Source organism: Kineococcus anabasis, assembly GCF_054590795.1.
Window position 1 is genome coordinate 186,567 of sequence record NZ_BAAIHU010000009.1, and the last position, 17,478, is coordinate 204,044.

A 17,478-nucleotide genomic window follows, 5' to 3' on the forward strand; every position below is an offset into this window, starting at 1 on the left:
ATCGTTGAACGATCCGCCAGCCCCCGGCGCCGGGGAACCTTTCCGGTGGCCCTGCCGGCGGCCCGGTCAGGACAGCGGGATCGCCAGACCCGCCGCGCGCAGCCGCGCCTCGACGAGCTCGGTGATCCGGGCCAGGGTCGGGACCCGGTCCGCCTGGTGGTCGTTGATGAGGCCGTAGCGGGTGCCGGCGTCGGGCTCGGAGAAGAAGCCGGCCTGCGGCTCCAGCAGCTCCCGGTGGGCCAGGAGGTTGTCGGCGAGAGCGGAGGCGAGTTCGTCGACACGCGGGTCGCCCGGGTCCCAGGACACGGCGTCCCAGCTGCGCTTCTGCAGCTCGACGTGCTCCGGATCGTCGAGCCGCTGCTCGAGCTGGGCCAGGAAACCGTCCAGGAAGTCCGGGGCCAGGGCCTGCGCCAGGACGAGACCCTCCCGCTGCGCGGCCACGAAGTCCGGCGGGAAACCGAGTCCGGTGAACCGGGCCAGGACGGCGCAGGCGCGGGCGGGGAGGAGCGCCCGGTCACCGTCGGCCAGCCGGTGCAACCGGTCCCGGCGCGCGGCGAGTTCCTCGATCCGCTCGCCGAGCCGCCGCTCGACGTCCACCAGGGCCGCGGCGAACGGTCCGGGCTCGGCGTCGAGCAGATCGCCGATCTCCGCGAGTGCCACCCCCGCCTCGGCCAGGGTGCGCACCTGGATCAGCCGGAGCAGATCGGCCGACGTGTACCGGCGGTAACCGGAACCGTCCCGTCGTGGCTCGGCGAGCAGCCCCAGGCGGTGGTAGTGGCGCACGGTCTTGATCGTGACCCCGGCGAACGAGGCCGCCTGCCCGATCGTGAGCCCACCCGTCATCGGCTCAGCTGGTGGCTCGGCTGTGTGCGGCGGCGACCTCGCGGACCGCGTGGGCGACGGCCGTGGAGTCCCTGCGCAGGATGGCGCCGTGGTCGCTGGCGACCTTCGCGCTGATCCGCAGGTTCGGGTTCCGGGCGAGCACCGGCTCCAGGGCGGCGCGCGCCTGCTCCTGCTCGCCGTCGCGGCTCCCGAAGCTGTCGCCCGTCCCGAGGACGTACCGCACCGGGCAGGCCACCCGCTCCAGGACCGGACCGCAGGCGGCGGCGAGCTCGTTGATCTCGATGTTGATGTCGGCGTGCTGGTCGGCGGACATCCGCGCCGCCAGGCCGAAGGGGGCTAGCACGGGCAGCAGGAGCCGCATCCGGCGGAACAGCGTCCGGATCCGCTCGTGGCCCTCCGGGCCGGTCAGGCCGTAGGGCAGGGCGCCGTCCACGTTCACCACCCCCAGCGCCCGGTCGGGGTGCCGTTCCGCCCAGTACATCGCGAGGTACGACCCGTAGGACCACCCCACGAGGAGGGCCCGCCGGACCCCTCGCGCGTCCAGGACCACCCCGATGTCCCGCAGGCACGCCTCGAAGGAGCAGTCCGCGGAGCGCTTCGACCTGCCGCGGGCACGCTCGTCGAAGGTGATGTGCCGGTACCCGTCACCCAGCTCGGCGATGGTGGCCCGCCAGTGCCGCCGGCTGGCGTAGGAGCCGTTCAGGTAGAGGACGGGCGTGCCGGTCCCGCCCGTGTCGGTGACCGCGAGCGCGCTGTCGTCGACGGGGACCGTGCCCGTCCAGGGAGAAGTCGTCATGCGCTCACCCTGCTCCCTGACCTCGGGTCAAGGTCAACGGTCACCGGGGAACGGGTTCCCGGTCCGAGCCGGTGGCCGCCGACGCGGGAGGGCCACCCCGCGGGACGGGGTGGCCCTCTCCGACCTGCACCAGCCTGCAGCGGTGCCCGTGGCTCAGCCGAGCGGCAGGACCCGGTCGAGCGCGTGGCCGACCTGCACCTGGCCGAGGTTGACGTCGGCCGTGGTGACGGTGGCCGCGACGCGGCCGCCGCCGTCGAGCAGGTCCACCCGGCCGTTCTGGACCCGGACGGTGAGCTTCGACCCCGCGGCGGTGGTGAGCCCGGTGCCGTCGAGCAGCTTTCCGCCGGGGAGCGTGGCGTCGAGCACGACGTGGCCGAGGAGCAGCTTCTCGAGCTCCGCGACCGGGTAGGCCGAGCGCAGCCGGGCGGCCGCGGCCCTCTCGTGGGGGACGCGTCCCCGCGCGGTGGCCTCGAGCGCGGCGACGAAGGCGTCGTCGTCGGGCAGGAAGGCCGTCAGCGCCCGGTCGGGGTCGGCGAGGGCACGGAGGGGGCTGTCCGGGCGCGCGGTCAGCACCCGGTCGAGCGCGACGGACAGCAGGTCGAAGTCCGCCCCGTTCGCGCGGGGCGGGCTCTCCGGGCCGCTGGTGTCCTCGGCGAGCACGTCGGCCAGCGACACGTCGGTGGCCCACTTCTCGGCCGCCGTGAACTCCCAGGTGTCGACCTGGAGGAGGTCCTTGCCGGCGGGGCCGGTGAACGTCAGGTAGACGTCGTGCACGCCGGTGACGCCCTTCAGCTCCGCGGAGACCTCGGCCCAGTCGCCCCCGGCGGGGACGTCGAGCGTGGCGACGACGGGTGCCGTGCGGTCGTCGAGGCGCAGCTCGATGCGTGCGCCCTCGGCCAGCGCCTTGACGCCGGCGGTGAGGCGCGCGGCCCCGTCCGCACCGAAGTCGACGGAGGACAGAGACGTCCAGTCGCCGTGGTCGACGTCGGTCAGCGCCAGGTTGGGCGCGCCCGCCCCGAACTGCTTCGACGGCCTGTCGACCGGCGCGGTGGTGAGGCCCTGGCGCCAGGCGATGGTCTCGGCCTCGAGGACCTGGTAGGGGTCGAGGTCCTTGACCTGCTCGACACCCTTGTAGGTGCCGACGACCTGTTTGATCGTCCCGTCCGCGTTGAACTCCAGCTTCTCGATGTGTGGGCTGCGGTAGCCCTGCGTCCGGTCGCCGTTGATCCGCTTGTTCAGCGTGGGCGCGTGGTGGGTGAAGTAGAACTCCCCGCCCAGCTCGAACACGGACTGGTGGTTGTTCCCCCCGGTCCCGGCGCCGAAGAACTGCGACTGGTTGGGGAACAGGACACCCGCGTACTTCTCCTTGGGCCACACGTCGGGCCGGTCGGAGATCATGTAGCCGATCTCCCCGGCCCCGGGGTACCCGGGCGTGCGGGGCTGGTTGCCGCCGAAGTCCGGGCCGCCGAAGTGGGAGGAGTAGGACAGGTAGTAGCGGCCCTGGCGCTCGAAGACGTGACCGGCCTCGAACGACACGGGGGTGTCCACGACGCGGGCGGAACCCTCGGTGCTCACCATGTCGTCGGCCAGGTCGATGACGCGGATGTTCTTGGGGTTGTTGAACCGCTCGGCCGCCGGCAGCGCCGTGGAGGCGGGCCCGCCACCGAAGAACAGGTAGGCCTGGCCGTCGTCGCCGACGAACGGTGCAGGGTCGAACTTCCACGCCACGTCCTGCGCCCCGGGCGTCCGGGAGTCGACGAGCGTGCTGTCGCGCTCGTTGCTCCAGGGACCGAGCGGGGACTTCCCGACGACGACGTTGCTGGAACCACCGCCGTTGGCGTAGTAGAGGAAGGTCTTCTCCTCGCCGTCGACGACCTTCTGCACCGCACCGGGCGCCCACGAGTTGTTCGTGTACGGCGCGATCCCGTTCGGGCCCGCGACCTGGATCTCGCCGTGGTCGGTCCAGTTGACGAGGTCCTCGGAGGAGATGACGGTGATCTGGTTGATCTTCCCGTAGTCGATCTGCGGCGAGACGCCGGTGACGGGGTCGGGCGCGTAGCCCTGGGTGTCGTTGGTCATGTACAGGTACACCCGGTCGCCGTCGACCATGCCGAACGCGTCGGCGCCGAACTTGTGCGAGATCAGCGGGTTGCTGTCACCGGGCAGCTTGCCGACGACCTCGACGGTCCGCGACGCGGGCGGCGCGGGCGGCGGGGCCTCGACACCCTCCAGGGACACGTCGTCGACGACGAAGTCCATGAGGTGGACGTCCGGGGCCGCCTGCGGGTCCGCGACCCACGGCGTCTCCAGGAACACCCTGGCGGTGCTGACGTCCTGCCCGGCCGGGATGGTGAAGGTGGCGTCGATCAGGCCCCACTCACCCCGTGCCACGGTGACGCTGCCCATGTTCGTGTACGACCCGCCCCCGAAGTGGATCGTCATGAAGAACTGCTTGGTGGCCGGGCTGTCGGGGTCGTCGTACTTGACGCGGGCGCTGAGCTCGTAGGTCTGCCCCGCCTGCAGCTTGCCCGACAGGTCCTGCATCGGGCCCGAACCGGTGGAACCCCGGTCCGTGACCAGCACGGCGCTGCTCCCGGACCACGCGTCGTCGGTGACCGTCAGCTTGGCGCGGTCGGTGGCGTTGCCGTTGTTGGCGAACCATCCGGTCAGGCCGTCCTCGAAGCCGCCGTTGACGGTGAGCTCGGTGGCCGCCGACGCCGGCGTGCCCACCGCTCCCCCGCCGATCAGGGTCAGCGTCGCGGCGACCGCGACCGCGGCCACCCCTCTGGTGGGGGCTGTTCTCGTTCGTCGTTGCACGAGCGGGCTCCTCGGGGTCGTGGGCGCCGCGTGCGGCAGGCGCCCCACGCGGTTCTGCCAGCGGTGCGCGTCCTCCGGGCCGGGGCTGCGGCCTCGTCCTCGGGGCCGTGCTCGCGTCGGTGTGGCGCAGGCTGCACGGGACGGACCGTCCGCGTGAGCGCTAACAATGTATCGATAAAAGCACCCGCCCCGGTGTGCGTCAAGGGGCAGGCGAAGACCTTCCCCACGAGGTCGGGGTCGCCCACTACCCGCCCGCGAGGACCTGCCGCTCCGCCCGGTCGAGGTAGTCGGCGAGCAGGCGGGCGGCCTCCTCGCGCTCGCCGGCCCCCAGGTGCTCCAGGATGCGGGCGTTGTCCGCGAGGTAGGGCTCGTGCAGCTCCCGCGGGTCCAGCGCGGCGGCGAAGGCGAGCCGCAGCTCGGCCAGCAGGTGGCCCATCGCCTCGTCCATCCGGGGGCTGCCCGCCAGGGCGACGAGCGCCCGGTGGAACTCCACGTCGGCGGTCCCCACGCCCGCCCAGTCCTGACGCCTCGCGGCCGCCCGCCCGTCCCGCACGGCGGCACGCACGCGCGACAGGCTCCCCGGCACCGGGTCCGCCCGCACGGCGGCGCCCTCGAGGAGACGGCGCAGCCGGTAGACGTCGGCGACGTCGGCAGCCGTCAGGGTGCGCACGAAGACGCCGCGGTGCAGCTCGTGCTGGAGCAGCCGCTCGCGGGAGAGCAGGCGGAAGGCCTCGCGCAGGGTGTTGCGGGAGACGCCGAGCAGGCCGCTGACGGCGTCCTCGCGCAGCCGGGTGCCGGGGCGCAGCTCACCGGCGAGGACGAGGTCGCGCAGCGCGTCGGCCACGCGGTCGGCGGTGCCGCCGAGCGCCAGCGCGCGGCCGGCGGAGCTCAGCCGCTCGGCGAGGCCGCCGTCGGTGCCGGAACGCGCGGGGGTCACGGCCGAAACCTAGCCGGAACCTCCCGGCTCTTGCCGGATCGTTCAACAACTCCTAGCCTCGGAGGCCGCTCCCCCGGCACCCGCACCCGCAGGCGCCCAGCACGGCCGGCTCCCTCCGCCCCCACGACGCGTGCGAGGTCCCCATGGCTGTCCCCACGTCCCCGGCGCCCGCCACCACCGGCAGGCGCGGTCGCTCCGCCCTGCTCGGCGCCATGTTCCTCATGGCCACCAGCGCCATCGGCCCGGGTTTCATCACCCAGACCACCACGTTCACCGTCCAGCTCGGCGCGGCGTTCGCCTTCGCCATCCTCGTCAGCATCCTCGTCGACATCGCCCTGCAGCTGAACGTGTGGCGGGTCATCGGGGTCTCGGGGCTGCGGGCGCAGGAGCTCGGCAACCGCGTCCTGCCCGGGCTGGGCTGGGCGCTCACCGCGCTCGTCGTCGTCGGCGGCCTGGTCTTCAACATCGGCAACGTTGCCGGCGCCGGGCTCGGGCTCGATGCGCTGCTCGGCCTGGACCCCCGGTGGGGCGCGGCGCTCTCGGCGCTCCTCGCGATCGCCGTCTTCCTCTCCCGCTCCGCCGGTGTCGCCCTCGACCGCATCGTCGTCGTCCTGGGCATCGTCATGATCGCGATGACGGCGTACGTGGCGGTGGTGTCCTCCCCGCCCGTGGGCGAGGCGCTGCGCAACACGGTGGCGCCCGAGACGGTGAGCTTCCTCGCCATCACCACCCTCATCGGCGGCACCGTCGGCGGCTACATCACCTACGCCGGGGCCCACCGCCTCGTCGACGCCGGCGTCACCGGCCGCGAGAACGTCGCCGAGATCACCCGCGGCTCCGTCACCGGCATCGTCATCACCGCCGTCATGCGGACGCTGCTGTTCCTCGCCGTCCTCGGCGTCGTGGCCGGCGGCGCCTCGCTCGCGGCGGACAACCCCGCGGCCTCGGCGTTCCAGTCCGCGGCCGGGGAGGTGGGCCTGCGCGTCTTCGGCGTCATCCTCTGGGCGGCGGCGCTCACCTCGGTCATCGGCGCCTCCTACACCTCCGTCAGCTTCCTCACGACGTCCTCGACGAGCCCGCGCACGCGCAGCGCGCTGACGGTGCTGTTCATCGTGGCCTCGACGGCCTTCTTCCTGCTCGCCGGGGCCGCACCGGTGAGCCTGCTGGTGTTCGCCGGTGCCTTCAACGGCATGGTCCTGCCCCTCGGCCTGGTCGTCGTCCTCTGGGTCGGGTTGCGCCGCAGCGACCTGCTCGGCGGGTACCGCTACCCGCGCTGGCTCATCGGGATCGGCATCGCGGCGTGGCTGGTCACCCTGTACCTGGCCTACCGCTCGCTCAGCGCGCTCGGGACGATCTGGGCGTGAGCGCGGCGACGGCATCGGGAGGGCCCACCGTGGACCTCAACTCCGACCTCGGCGAGAGCTTCGGCCGCTGGGTCCTCGGCGACGACGAGGCCGTGCTGGAGGTCGTCACCAGCGCCAACGTCGCGTGCGGTTTCCACGCCGGGGACCCCACCGTCCTGCGCCGCACGTGCGAGGAGGCGGCGCGGCGCGGGGTGGTGATCGGCGCGCAAGTCGGCTACCGCGACCTCGCCGGTTTCGGCCGCCGCTTCGTCGACGTCGAACCCGCCGACCTGACGAACGACGTGCTCTACCAGCTCGGCGCGCTGGAGGCGTTCGCGCGCGTCGCCGGCACCCGCGTGGCCTACGTCAAACCGCACGGGGCGCTCTACAACACCGTCGTGCACCACGAGGCGCAGGCCGCCGCCGTCGTCGAGGCCGTGCGCCGCTACGACCCGGCGCTGGCCGTGCTCGGCCTGCCCGGCTCCAGGTTCCTGGACCTGGCCGGGCGGGCGGGCCTGCGCACCGTCGCCGAGGCCTTCGCCGACCGCGCCTACACCCCGGAGGGGACCCTCGTGTCCCGGCGGGAGCCGGGTGCGGTCCTGCACGACGCCGGGGAGATCGCCCGGCGCTGCGTGCGGATGGCCCGCGACGGCGAGGTCGAGGCCGTCGACGGCAGCGTGGTCCCCGTCGCGGTGGGGTCGGTGTGCGTGCACGGGGACACCCCGGGCGCCGTGGCCATCGCCCGCGCCGTGCGGGCCGCGCTGGAAGAGGCGGGGATCCGGGTCGCGCCCTTCACCGCACCCCCCACCTGAGCGGTGCGCCGCCTCAGCGGGCCGGCGGCGCGTCCAGGACCAGCGCCACGTCCCGCCACCACGGCAGCAGGTCCATGTGCCACGCCGGCGCGCCCGGCGGGCCCTGGCTCGGCCGGACGACCGCCAGGTGACCCACGACGGGCACCGGCTGGGCGTCCAGGTCGCGGTGGCGGTAGTTCAGCTCCAGCAACGCCCGGCCCACACCGGTGGACTCCTCCAGCGCCTTCTCGATCCCCGGCACCACCCGCGCCGGGTCCGCGAACCCGTCGACGACGCAGTCGCAGACGTAGGCCAGGTGCCCGATCTCGCCGAACGTCACCACCCGCCCGCCGTCCAGCTCCGCGCGCAGGTCCTCGCCCATCGCCTCGTACGCGCGGGAGGTGGCGAAGTTCGTCTGCACCGGCATGACCCGCCACGGCAGCGGCCCGGACACGTCCACCGCGAGGGAGGTGGCGACCTGCACCAGCAGCAGCGCCGCCACGGGCACCCGCAGCCGGGCACCGCGGGCGGTGAGCGCCGCCACCACCGCGACGGTGCCGAGCAGCCCCGACGCCACGAGCGGCGCGTAGTACCAGTGGTACGGCGGCACGCCCAGCACCACCAGCGTCAGCCAGTGCGCGACACCGGCGGCCGTCAGCGCCAGCCACGGCAGCGTCGCCGGCCGCCCCGGGCCGGTGCGGCGGCGCAGCAGCGCCCCGAGCAGCACCAGCGCCAGCGCCGCCAGCGCGATCGGCGCGAACGCCACGACGGCGACCGCGCCGTACAGCTCGTGGTACCAGGCCCAGCCGTCCGCCACGGACCATGGCCCGAACGTGCCCTGCTGGGTCTTGATGAGGAACGTGTCGGGGATCGCGGTGCCCAGGGCGTACCAGCTCCACGCCATCCACGACAGCGCCACCACCGCCGCCGCGGGCAGCGCCACGTGCAGGCGGCGCAGCACCCGCGGGCTCAGCAGCGCCACGACGACGAGCGCGAACGCGGCGTCCATGCGGGTCAGGAACGCCGCGCCCGCCAGCAGGCCGAACGGCACCGCCCGCCCCGCGGCACCCGCCAGCACCGTGGCGGCCAGCAGCAGCACGAGCAGCCCGCTCTCCATGCCCGTCACGCTCAGCAGCAGCGGGTGGACGACCACGACGGCCGCGGCGGCCGGAGCCGTCCACACCGGCAGGTGCGTCCGGCGGGCCAGCGCCCGCAGCACGGGCACCAGCGCGGCCGCGACAGCGACCTGCGCGAGCGCCAGGGCCGTCAGGGCGTCCCCGCTCAGGCGGGTCAGCGCTGCCAGGAGGAGCACCCACAGGGGTGCGGTGGCCGTCGAGGACGGCACGTCCGACAGCAGCCCCCACGTGCCGTGCTCGGCGACGTTGCGGGCGTAGGTGAGGGTGATGTAGGCGTCGTCGATGAGCGCGCCGCGGGTCAGCCACGCGGCGCCCGCCGCCAGCGCCGCCACGAGCACGACCGGGGCCAGGGCGTGCACGAGACGCCGGGCCCGGTGCCCCGCGGGCGCCGCGACGGCCGGCCCGGTGGGGACGGCCGTCGCGGTCGTGGCGTCGGTCAGCACGGGTGGATCAAACCAGACCCGCCCGTGCCGGTCGATCACGCTCGTGGGCGGAGCCGGTGGAGGACCCGCGCAGGACGCGCGGGCCGCGGGGCCGGTTCAGCGCAGACCCGCCGCGCGCTCGGCGCTCTCGACGACGTTCGTCAGGAGCAGCGCGCGGGTCATCGGGCCGACGCCCCCCGGGTTCGGGGACAGCCAGCCGGCGACCTCCGCGACCGCCGGGTCGACGTCGCCCGCGAGCCGGGCCTTCCCCGTGGCGGGGTCCTCCACCCGGGAGACGCCGACGTCCAGGACCGCCGCGCCCGGCTTGACGTCCTGCGGGCGCACCAGCCCCGCCACCCCGGCCGCCGCGACGACCACGTCCGCGCGGCGCAGGTGCGCCGCGAGGTCCCGCGTGCGGGTGTGGCAGAGGGTGACGGTGGCGTCGACGCCGTTGCGGGTGAGCAGCAGCCCGATGGGCCGCCCGACCGTGACACCGCGGCCCACGACGACGACCTCGGCCCCCTGCAGCGGCACCCCGTGGCGCTCCAGCAGGTGGATCACGCCGCGCGGCGTGCACGGCAGCGGGGAGGTGACCTCCTCGCGCACGCGCAGCACGAGGCGGCCGAGGTTCGTCGGGTGCAGCCCGTCGGCGTCCTTGTCCGGGTCCACCAGCTCCAGGACCCGGTTGGCGTCCATCCCCCGCGGCAGCGGCAGCTGGACGATGAAGCCGGTGCAGGCGGGGTCGGCGTTGAGCCGGGCGACCTCCTGCTCCACCTCCGCCTGCGTGGCCGTGGCGGGCAGGTCCACCCGGATCGAGGAGATGCCCACCTGCGCGCAGTCGCGGTGCTTGCCCGCGACGTAGCTGGCGCTGCCCGGGTCGTCACCGACGAGGACGGTGCCCAGGCCCGGCACCACGCCCCGCTCGCGCAGGGCCGCGACCCGGGTCGTCAGGTCGGCCTTGATCTCCGCCGCGGCGGCCTTGCCGTCGAGGACGACCGCCGTCACGCGCGCACCTGCGCCGGGGTCGAGGGGTACAGCGGGAACTGCGCGGTGAGCCTGCGGACCCGCGCGCGCAGCGCCTCGGCGTCGAAGCCGGGCTTGAGGGCCGCGGCGATGACGTCGGCGACCTCGGTGAACTCCGCCGCGCCGAAGCCGCGGGTGGCCAGCGCCGGGGTGCCGATGCGCAGGCCGGAGGTGACGCGCGGCGGGCGCGGGTCGAACGGCACCGCGTTGCGGTTGACGGTGATGTCCACCGCGTGCAGGCGGTCCTCGGCCTGCTGGCCGTCCAGGGCGGACTTGCGCAGGTCGACGAGCACCAGGTGCACGTCGGTGCCGCCGGTGAGGACGTCCACGCCGTTCTGCACGCAGTCCGGCTGCGTGAGGCGCTCGGCGATGATCTGCGCGCCCTCCAGGGTGCGGCGCTGGCGGTCGCGGAACTCCTCGGTGGCGGCGAGCTTGAACGCCACGGCCTTGCCCGCGATCACGTGCATGAGGGGGCCGCCCTGCTGGCCCGGGAAGACCGCGGAGTCGATCTTCCTGGCGTGCTCCTCGCGGGAGAGGATCACGCCGGAGCGCGGGCCCGCGAGGGTCTTGTGCACGGTGGAGGTCACGACGTCGGCGTGCGGCACGGGGCTGGGGTGCAGGTGGGCGGCGACGAGGCCGGCGAAGTGGGCCATGTCCACCATGAGGAAGGCGCCGACCTCGTCCGCGATGGAGCGGAAGGCGGCGAAGTCCAGGTGGCGGGGGTACGCCGACCAGCCCGCGATGATCAGCTTGGGGCGGGACTCCAGCGCCTTGGCGCGGACCTGGTCCATGTCGACGCGGAAGGTCTGCGGGTCCACGCCGTAGGCGGAGACGTCGTACAGCCGGCCCGAGAAGTTGATCTTCATGCCGTGCGTGAGGTGGCCGCCGTGCGCCAGCTCCAGGCCCAGGATGCCGTCGCCGTGGCGGATCAGGGCGTGCATCGCGGCGGCGTTGGCGGTGGCGCCGGAGTGCGGCTGCACGTTGGCGTGCTCGGCGCCGAACAGGTCCTTCACGCGGGAGATGGCCAGCTGCTCGGCCACGTCCACGTGCTCGCAGCCGCCGTAGTACCGCTTGCCGGGGTAGCCCTCGGCGTACTTGTTGGTCAGGGCCGAGCCCTGCGCCTCCAGCACCGCGCGGGGGGCGAAGTTCTCGCTCGCGATCATCTCGAGGGTGTCGCGCTGGCGGCCCAGCTCGGCGTCGAGGACGGCGGCGATCTCGGGGTCGACCTGCGCCAGGGGCAGGTCGGTGATCTGGCCCGCGCTGCTCGCGGCGGGGCCGTTCTGGGCGGGCAGGACGTCGGTCACGGGTGTCCTCCGGGGATCTCGCGGACGGGTGCGCTGTCGGGTGGTGACCGGGGCCCAGGCGGACGACCCGTGGTCGGAGACCTCGTGCGCCGCTCCCCGGTGGTGCCCCACCTTCGCCAGTCGCGACTCCTCCCCAGGTTAGCCGACCGCGCGGGGCGCTCCGGCGGGTTCCGCGCTCCCCTCCAGCACCAGGCCCAGCGCGCCCAGCACGGTGCGCAGCTTCGCGTCCGTCTCCGCCAGCTCCGCGTCCGGGTCGGAGCCGGCCACGATCCCGGCGCCCGCGAACAGCCGCAGCCGGTTGCCCACCAGCTCCGCGCAGCGCACCCCCACGGACCACTCCCCGTCCCCGGCCGCGTCCTGGAACCCCACCGCCCCCGCGTAGCAGCCGCGGTCGAAGCCCTCCAGCTCCGCGATGACGGCGGTGGCGACCCCGCGCGGGGTGCCGCCCACGGCCGGGGTGGGGTGCAGCGCGGCGACCAGGTCCGCCGAGGTCGTCGCCGGGTCCCGCAGCCGCGCCGTGACGCGCGTCGCCAGGTGCCACACCGCCGGGGTGGCCAGCAGCTCCGGCGCCGGGGCGCGCACCTCGGTGCAGTACGGGCGCAGCGCCTCCACGATGGCGTCCACCACGAAGGCGTGCTCGCGGCGGTCCTTGTCCGAGCCGGTGAGCCGCGCGGCCCGTGCGGCGTCCACCGCCGGGTCCGCCGAGCGCGCCTGCGAGCCCGCCAGCGGCACGCACGTCACCTCTCGGCCGCGGCGGCGCACCAGCAGCTCCGGGGTCGCCCCCACCAGCCAGGTGCGGTGCGCCGGGTCGCCGCCCGGCAGCGGCACCGCCAGCACCCGCGCCGCGGGGTTCGCGGCGGCCAGCCGCTGCACCACGTCGGTCAGGGCGGGCGCGGCGAGCAGCCGCACGTCCACCGAGCGGGCCAGGACCACCTTGGCCAGCTCCCCCGCCCGGATGCGCCGCACCGCGTCGGCCACCGCCCTGCGGTAGCCCTCCGGCGTCGGCCGCGAGCCCGAGCGCACCACGCGCTGCACCGGCGCCGCGGCGCCCTGCCCCGCGGCCGGGACACCGGCCCCCGCGGCTCCGGGCGCAGCCCCCACGAGCGCGCGGGGCAGCCGCCGCACGTCGGTGGCCAGGGCCAGCGCACCGCGCCCGTCGAGGTCGAAGGGCACCGCGCCCAGGACGACCGAGCCGGCCGGCGCCGCCGCCAGCACCGCCCCCACCTGCCGGAGCTGCTCGCGGCCGCTGCGGCCGGGGACGGGGCGCTGCCCCGCGCCGACGAGGACGCCGTCGGGCGCGGCGAGGACCGTGGCACCCGCGGCCAGCGCCGCCACGGCCTCGGGCGGCAGGAGGGCGGCGGCCCCCGGGCTTCCGGGCACCACAGCACCCTAGGCTCGGTTCCGTGACAGACGGATCCCGGGTTCTCACCCTGTCCTGCCCCGACCGCCCGGGCATCGTCCACGCCGTCTCCGGGGCCCTGGTCGCGCTGGACGCGAACATCACCGACAGCCAGCAGTACGGCAACCCCGCGACGGGCCAGTTCTTCATGCGCGTGGCCTTCGAGGCGGACGCCTCCGACGAGGCGCTGCGGGCGAACCTGGAGGTCGTGGCCCGCCGCTTCGACCTGACGTGGCGCATGGTGCACGCCGACCGCCCCGTGCGGACGGTCGTCATGGTGTCCAAGGAGGGGCACTGCCTCAACGACCTGCTCTTCCGCCAGCGCTCCGGCGCCCTGCCCGTGCACGTCGCGGCGGTCGTCTCCAACCACCCGGACCTCGCGCCGATGGCGGAGTTCTACGGGGTGCCCTTCCACCACGTGCCGGTCGTGGCGGGCGAGCCGGCGTCCAAGGAGGCCGCGGAGGCGCGGCTGCTGGAGCTGGTGGAGGCCGAGGGCGTCGAGCTGGTCGTCCTGGCCCGGTACATGCAGATCCTCTCCGACCCGCTGTGCCGGGCCCTGGAGGGGCGGGCCATCAACATCCACCACTCCTTCCTGCCCAGCTTCAAGGGCGCCCGGCCCTACCACCAGGCGCACGACCGCGGGGTCAAGCTCATCGGCGCGACCGCCCACTACGTGACGGCCGCCCTCGACGAGGGGCCGATCATCGAGCAGGACGTGGAGCGGGTGGACCACCGCTCCACCCCGGCGGACCTGGTGCGGCTGGGGCAGGACGTGGAGTGCCGGGCGCTGGCGCGGGCGGTGCGCTGGCACGCGGAGCAGCGGGTGCTGCTGGACGGGCACCGCACGGTCGTCTTCCGCTGAAAAGGGCCGACCTCAGCGCTGCTCGGCAGGGCAGGTGTAGGCGGTGCGCCCGCCGACCTGCGAGACGCGCACCGGCGCCCCGCAGCGCCGGCAGGTGTCGCGCTTGTAGACCCAGCGCTCGTCGGGGGCGGTGGGGTCGCTGACGACCTGCCCGGCGTCGCGGCCCAGGGGCAGCAGCTCCACCGCGAGGTCCCACAGCGCGCCCGCCTCCTGCTCCGCCAGCCCGGCGACGGGCCGGGCCGGGTCGATGCCGGCGAGGAACAGCAGTTCCGCGCGCCAGGCGTTGCCGAGGCCCGCCCACACGGACTGCTCCACCACCGCGGCCCCCACCGCCCCGCGCGCGGCGAGCAGGCGGGCCACGGCCTCCCCGCGTCCCGCCGCGCCCTCGCGCAGGGGGTCGGGCCCCAGGGAGCGCAGCAGGGCCTCCTGCCCGGCGGCGGTGAGCGGCTCGCAGCGCGAGGGCGCGATGAGGCAGAACGCCGCGTCCGCACCGGCGAGGCGCAGCCGGGTGCTGCGCGGCGGGGCGGCGGCGAGGTCGTCGTAGCGCAGGAACAGCCCGCGCATCCCCAGGTGCACGTGCAGGGCCGGGGCGCCCTCGACGGCGTACAGCAGGTGCTTGCCCCACGCCTCCACGCCCGTGAGCACGTGCCCGTCCCAGGGCGTCGCGTCGAACCTGCCCTGCGGGCTGGAGGCGCGCAGCACCCGCCCGGCCAGCGCCGCCGACTGCTCGTGCGCGGCGCGGTGCAGCAGGTGGCCCTCGGGCACGACGCGCTCCTCACCGCCCACCGCCGCGGCGGGCTCCCTCCCCGGTGTACCCGGTGCGGGCGGCCGGACACGGGGGAACCTGTCCGTGAGGTGTCGTCGACACTCCGTTGACGGAGGTGATCGCCATCCGGCACCCTGCGAGCGCTCCCACCCGCTGCGAGAGGACACCGATGCCCCGCCCGACCCGCCGCCAGGCGCTCACCGCCCTGGCGGCCGGTGCCGCCGCGGGCTCGGCGGCGGGCTGGGTCGCCGGCTGCTCCCCACGTGCGGGCGCCCCCGACCCGGCCCCCACCCCGACCCCGGGGTCGCGTCGCTTCCCCGACGGTTTCGCCTGGGGCGCGGCGACCTCCGCGTACCAGGTCGAGGGGGCGGTCGACGAGGACGGGCGCGGGCCGTCCGTGTGGGACGCCTTCAGCGCCTCCCCGGGTCGCACCGCGGACGGCGGCACCGGCGAGGTGGCCTGCGACCACTACCACCGCTATCCCGAGGACCTGGACATGCTGGCCAGGCTGGGCGTGCGCAGCTACCGCTTCTCCATCTCCTGGCCGCGGGTGCAGCCCACCGGCAGCGGCCCCGTCAACACCGCCGGGATGGATTTCTACCAGCGGCTGGTGGGCGGGCTGCTGGCCCGGGGCATCACCCCCGTGGCGACGCTGTGGCACTGGGACACCCCGCAGGCCCTGCAGGAGGTGGGCGGCTGGGCGGCGCGGGACACCGCCTCCCGCTTCGCGGAGTACGCCACCGCCGTGGCGCAGGCCCTCGCCGGGACCGTCCCCACGTACCTGACGCTGGAGGAGCCCAAGACGGCCGTCGTGCTGGGCCACCTCACCGGCGTCCACGCGCCCGGCCTGCGCGAGCCGGCCACCGCCGCCGCCGCCCTGCACCACCTCCTCCTGGGCCACGGGCTGGCCGTGCAGGCCATCCGCGCGGCCGACGCAGGCACCCGGGTGGGGATCGTGCTGAACCTCTCCTCCGTGCGCGCCGCCGACGACTCCCCCGGCGCGCGGGCGGCGGCCGCGCTGCGCGACGGGGTGGAGAACCGGCTGTACCTGGACCCCGTCTTCACCGGCGGCTACCCCGGGGACGTCCTGGCCGGTGGGGGGACGGGCGGCCTGGACGCCCCGGCGCTGCGGGCGAGCGTGCGCGCCGGGGACATGGACACCATCGCCTCCCCCCTCGACGTCCTCGGCGTGAACCACGCTCCCCCGCTGGTGGTGGACGCCGCGGGGCGCACGGTGGACCGGCGGCCACCGCCCGCCGAGGAGCTGCGCTCCCTGTCCGAGGGGCTGCACGAGACGCTGACGCGGGTGGCCCTCGACTACGGCAACCCCGTCCTCAGCGTGACGGGCAGCGGCCACGCCACCCCGGCGGCCTCGGGGCACCCGACCGCCGACCCCGGGCGCACCGAGCACCTGCGCGAGCACCTGCACCAGGCGCACCGCGCCGTCGGCGAGGGCGTGCGCCTGGAGGGTTTCCACGTGGAGTCGCTGCTGGACGGGTTCGAGTGGTCGGAGGGCTACGGGCAGCGCCGGGGACTGGTGCACGTCGACTTCGACACCGGGACGCGCACCGCCAAGGACAGCGCCTGGTGGTACTCCGAGGTCATCGCCGCCAACGCCCTGTGAACCCGGCCCCGCGGGGCCGGCCGGACCGCACGTGCGACGGCCCGGGTCCCACCGGGACCCGGGCCGTCGTGCGTGCGGGGCTCAGCCCTGGCGCGCCTGCAGGTTCTCGTCCAGCGCGGCGAGGAACTCCTCGGTCGTCAGGAAGGACTGCTCCGGCCCGACGAGCACGGCGAGGTCCTTCGTCATCTGCCCGCCCTCGACGGTCCTGATGACGACGTCCTCGAGGGTCTCGGCGAAACCGGTGACCTCGGGGGTGGAGTCCAGCTTGCCGCGGTGGGCCAGGCCGCGCGTCCACGCGTAGATCGACGCGATCGGGTTGGTGGACGTCGGCTTGCCCTGCTGGTGCTGGCGGTAGTGGCGGGTCACGGTGCCGTGCGCGGCCTCGGCCTCCACGGTGCGCCCGTCCGGGGTGGCCAGCACGGAGGTCATCAGGCCCAGGGAGCCGAAGCCCTGCGCGACGGTGTCGGACTGCACGTCGCCGTCGTAGTTCTTGCAGGCCCACACGTAGCCGCCCTCCCACTTCAGGGCGGAGGCGACCATGTCGTCGATGAGGCGGTGCTCGTAGGTCAGCCCGGCCTTCTCGAACTGCTCCTTGAACTCGGCCTCGTAGACCTCTTCGAAGATGTCCTTGAACCGGCCGTCGTAGGCCTTGAGGATCGTGTTCTTCGTGGAGAGGTAGACCGGGTAGTTCCGCGCGAGGCCGTAGTTCAGGGAGGCGCGCGCGAAGTCGACGATCGAGGCGTCGAGGTTGTACATCGACAGCGACACACCGGGGCCGGGGGCCTGGAACACCTCGTGCTGGATGGGCTCGGAGCCGTCCGCGGGGGTGAACGTCACCGTGAGGGTGCCCTCGCCGGGGAAGCGGAAGTCCGTGGCGCGGTACTGGTCGCCGAACGCGTGGCGGCCCACGATGATCGGCTTGGTCCAGCCGGGCACCAGGCGCGGGATGTTCGAGATGATGATCGGCTCGCGGAAGATGACACCGCCGAGGATGTTGCGGATCGTCCCGTTCGGGGAGCGCCACATCTTCTTGAGGCCGAACTCCTCCACCCGCGCCTCGTCCGGGGTGATGGTGGCGCACTTGACGCCGACGCCGTGCTCCTTGATGGCGTTGGCCGCGTCGACCGTGACCTGGTCGTCGGTCGCGTCGCGGTTCTGGATCGACAGGTCGTAGTACCGCAGGTCGACGTCCAGGTAGGGGTGGACCAGGCGCTCCTTGATGAACTGCCAGATGATCCGGGTCATCTCGTCGCCGTCGAGCTCGACGACCGGCCCCTGCACCTTGATCTTCGCCACGCCTGGTCTCCTCTGCCCCTCGGAGCCCGCGTCGTCGCGGCGCGGGCCGTGCATGTCGCTCGGGCCCAACGTACCGCCCGCCCCGGGGCGGGCGTGCGCTCAGGGGCGGGCGCGCGCAC

Annotated in this window: 14 protein-coding genes and 1 riboswitch; of the genes, 4 read left to right on the forward strand and 10 right to left on the reverse strand. The window is 74.8% G+C overall.

Annotation, left to right across the window (positions count from 1 at the left end):
* Nucleotides 1–66: 66 nt before the first annotated feature.
* From ACYQBY_RS15400 to ACYQBY_RS15415, 4 genes are all read right to left on the reverse strand, one after another.
* Nucleotides 67–843 carry a MerR family transcriptional regulator gene (locus tag ACYQBY_RS15400; protein ID WP_459644758.1) on the reverse strand — a complete coding sequence of 259 codons (777 nt, stop codon included), beginning with the start codon at nucleotides 841–843 and terminating at the stop codon, nucleotides 67–69.
* 4 nt (nucleotides 844–847) lie between these two features.
* Nucleotides 848–1,639 carry an alpha/beta fold hydrolase gene (locus ACYQBY_RS15405; RefSeq protein ID WP_459644759.1) on the reverse strand — a complete coding sequence of 264 codons (792 nt, stop codon included), beginning with the start codon at nucleotides 1,637–1,639 and terminating at the stop codon, nucleotides 848–850.
* A gap of 153 nt (nucleotides 1,640–1,792) precedes the next feature.
* Nucleotides 1,793–4,456, reverse strand: a complete 2,664-nt coding sequence (locus tag ACYQBY_RS15410) for a family 43 glycosylhydrolase (protein WP_459644760.1) — start codon at nucleotides 4,454–4,456, stop codon at nucleotides 1,793–1,795.
* A 244-nt stretch (nucleotides 4,457–4,700) separates the two neighbouring features.
* Nucleotides 4,701–5,393 carry a GntR family transcriptional regulator gene (locus ACYQBY_RS15415; protein ID WP_459644761.1) on the reverse strand — a complete coding sequence of 231 codons (693 nt, stop codon included), beginning with the start codon at nucleotides 5,391–5,393 and terminating at the stop codon, nucleotides 4,701–4,703.
* Between the two features lie 143 nt (nucleotides 5,394–5,536).
* On the opposite strand from ACYQBY_RS15415, the gene ACYQBY_RS15420 reads away from it, so the two are divergent.
* Both ACYQBY_RS15420 and ACYQBY_RS15425 read left to right on the forward strand, forming a co-directional pair.
* Nucleotides 5,537–6,757 carry an NRAMP family divalent metal transporter gene (locus ACYQBY_RS15420; RefSeq protein ID WP_459644762.1) on the forward strand — a complete coding sequence of 407 codons (1,221 nt, stop codon included), beginning with the start codon at nucleotides 5,537–5,539 and terminating at the stop codon, nucleotides 6,755–6,757.
* A complete protein-coding gene (locus tag ACYQBY_RS15425; RefSeq protein WP_459644763.1) occupies nucleotides 6,754–7,548 on the forward strand; it encodes a LamB/YcsF family protein in 795 nt (264 codons plus the stop codon). Before ACYQBY_RS15420 ends, ACYQBY_RS15425 begins: the two co-directional genes overlap by 4 nt.
* Before the next feature lie 13 nt (nucleotides 7,549–7,561).
* Here ACYQBY_RS15425 and ACYQBY_RS15430 read toward each other — a convergent pair whose 3' ends face one another.
* The 4 genes from ACYQBY_RS15430 to ACYQBY_RS15445 form a co-directional block, all read right to left on the reverse strand.
* Entirely contained in the window at nucleotides 7,562–9,106 is a 1,545-nt protein-coding gene (locus tag ACYQBY_RS15430; protein WP_459644764.1) for a hypothetical protein, read from the reverse strand.
* Between the two features lie 96 nt (nucleotides 9,107–9,202).
* Nucleotides 9,203–10,090 (reverse strand): bifunctional methylenetetrahydrofolate dehydrogenase/methenyltetrahydrofolate cyclohydrolase, encoded by an 888-nt coding sequence (locus ACYQBY_RS15435; RefSeq protein WP_459644765.1) that lies wholly within the window; start codon nucleotides 10,088–10,090, stop codon nucleotides 9,203–9,205.
* Nucleotides 10,087–11,400 (reverse strand): serine hydroxymethyltransferase, encoded by a 1,314-nt coding sequence (gene glyA, locus ACYQBY_RS15440; protein ID WP_459645101.1) that lies wholly within the window; start codon nucleotides 11,398–11,400, stop codon nucleotides 10,087–10,089. Before glyA ends, ACYQBY_RS15435 begins: the two co-directional genes overlap by 4 nt.
* A gap of 57 nt (nucleotides 11,401–11,457) precedes the next feature.
* Nucleotides 11,458–11,546, reverse strand: a riboswitch (ZMP/ZTP riboswitch).
* A 4-nt stretch (nucleotides 11,547–11,550) separates the two neighbouring features.
* On the reverse strand, nucleotides 11,551–12,792 hold the full coding sequence (locus ACYQBY_RS15445) for an isochorismate synthase (protein WP_459644766.1): 1,242 nt from the start codon (nucleotides 12,790–12,792) through the stop codon (nucleotides 11,551–11,553).
* A 23-nt stretch (nucleotides 12,793–12,815) separates the two neighbouring features.
* On the opposite strand from ACYQBY_RS15445, the gene purU reads away from it, so the two are divergent.
* Nucleotides 12,816–13,673: a formyltetrahydrofolate deformylase gene (gene purU / locus ACYQBY_RS15450; RefSeq protein ID WP_459644767.1), complete on the forward strand. Its 858-nt coding sequence runs from the start codon at nucleotides 12,816–12,818 to the stop codon at nucleotides 13,671–13,673.
* A 12-nt stretch (nucleotides 13,674–13,685) separates the two neighbouring features.
* On the opposite strand, the gene ACYQBY_RS15455 is transcribed toward purU, so the two are convergent.
* Entirely contained in the window at nucleotides 13,686–14,438 is a 753-nt protein-coding gene (locus ACYQBY_RS15455; protein ID WP_459644768.1) for a DNA-formamidopyrimidine glycosylase family protein, read from the reverse strand.
* Between the two features lie 170 nt (nucleotides 14,439–14,608).
* Between ACYQBY_RS15455 and ACYQBY_RS15460 the strand changes: the two genes are divergently transcribed.
* Nucleotides 14,609–16,063 (forward strand): family 1 glycosylhydrolase, encoded by a 1,455-nt coding sequence (locus tag ACYQBY_RS15460; RefSeq protein ID WP_459644769.1) that lies wholly within the window; start codon nucleotides 14,609–14,611, stop codon nucleotides 16,061–16,063.
* Nucleotides 16,064–16,144: 81 nt separating this feature from the next.
* Here the strand turns inward: ACYQBY_RS15460 and ACYQBY_RS15465 are convergent, their stop codons facing one another.
* Nucleotides 16,145–17,359 (reverse strand): NADP-dependent isocitrate dehydrogenase, encoded by a 1,215-nt coding sequence (locus tag ACYQBY_RS15465; RefSeq protein WP_459644770.1) that lies wholly within the window; start codon nucleotides 17,357–17,359, stop codon nucleotides 16,145–16,147.
* Between the last annotated feature and the right edge of the window lie 119 nt (nucleotides 17,360–17,478).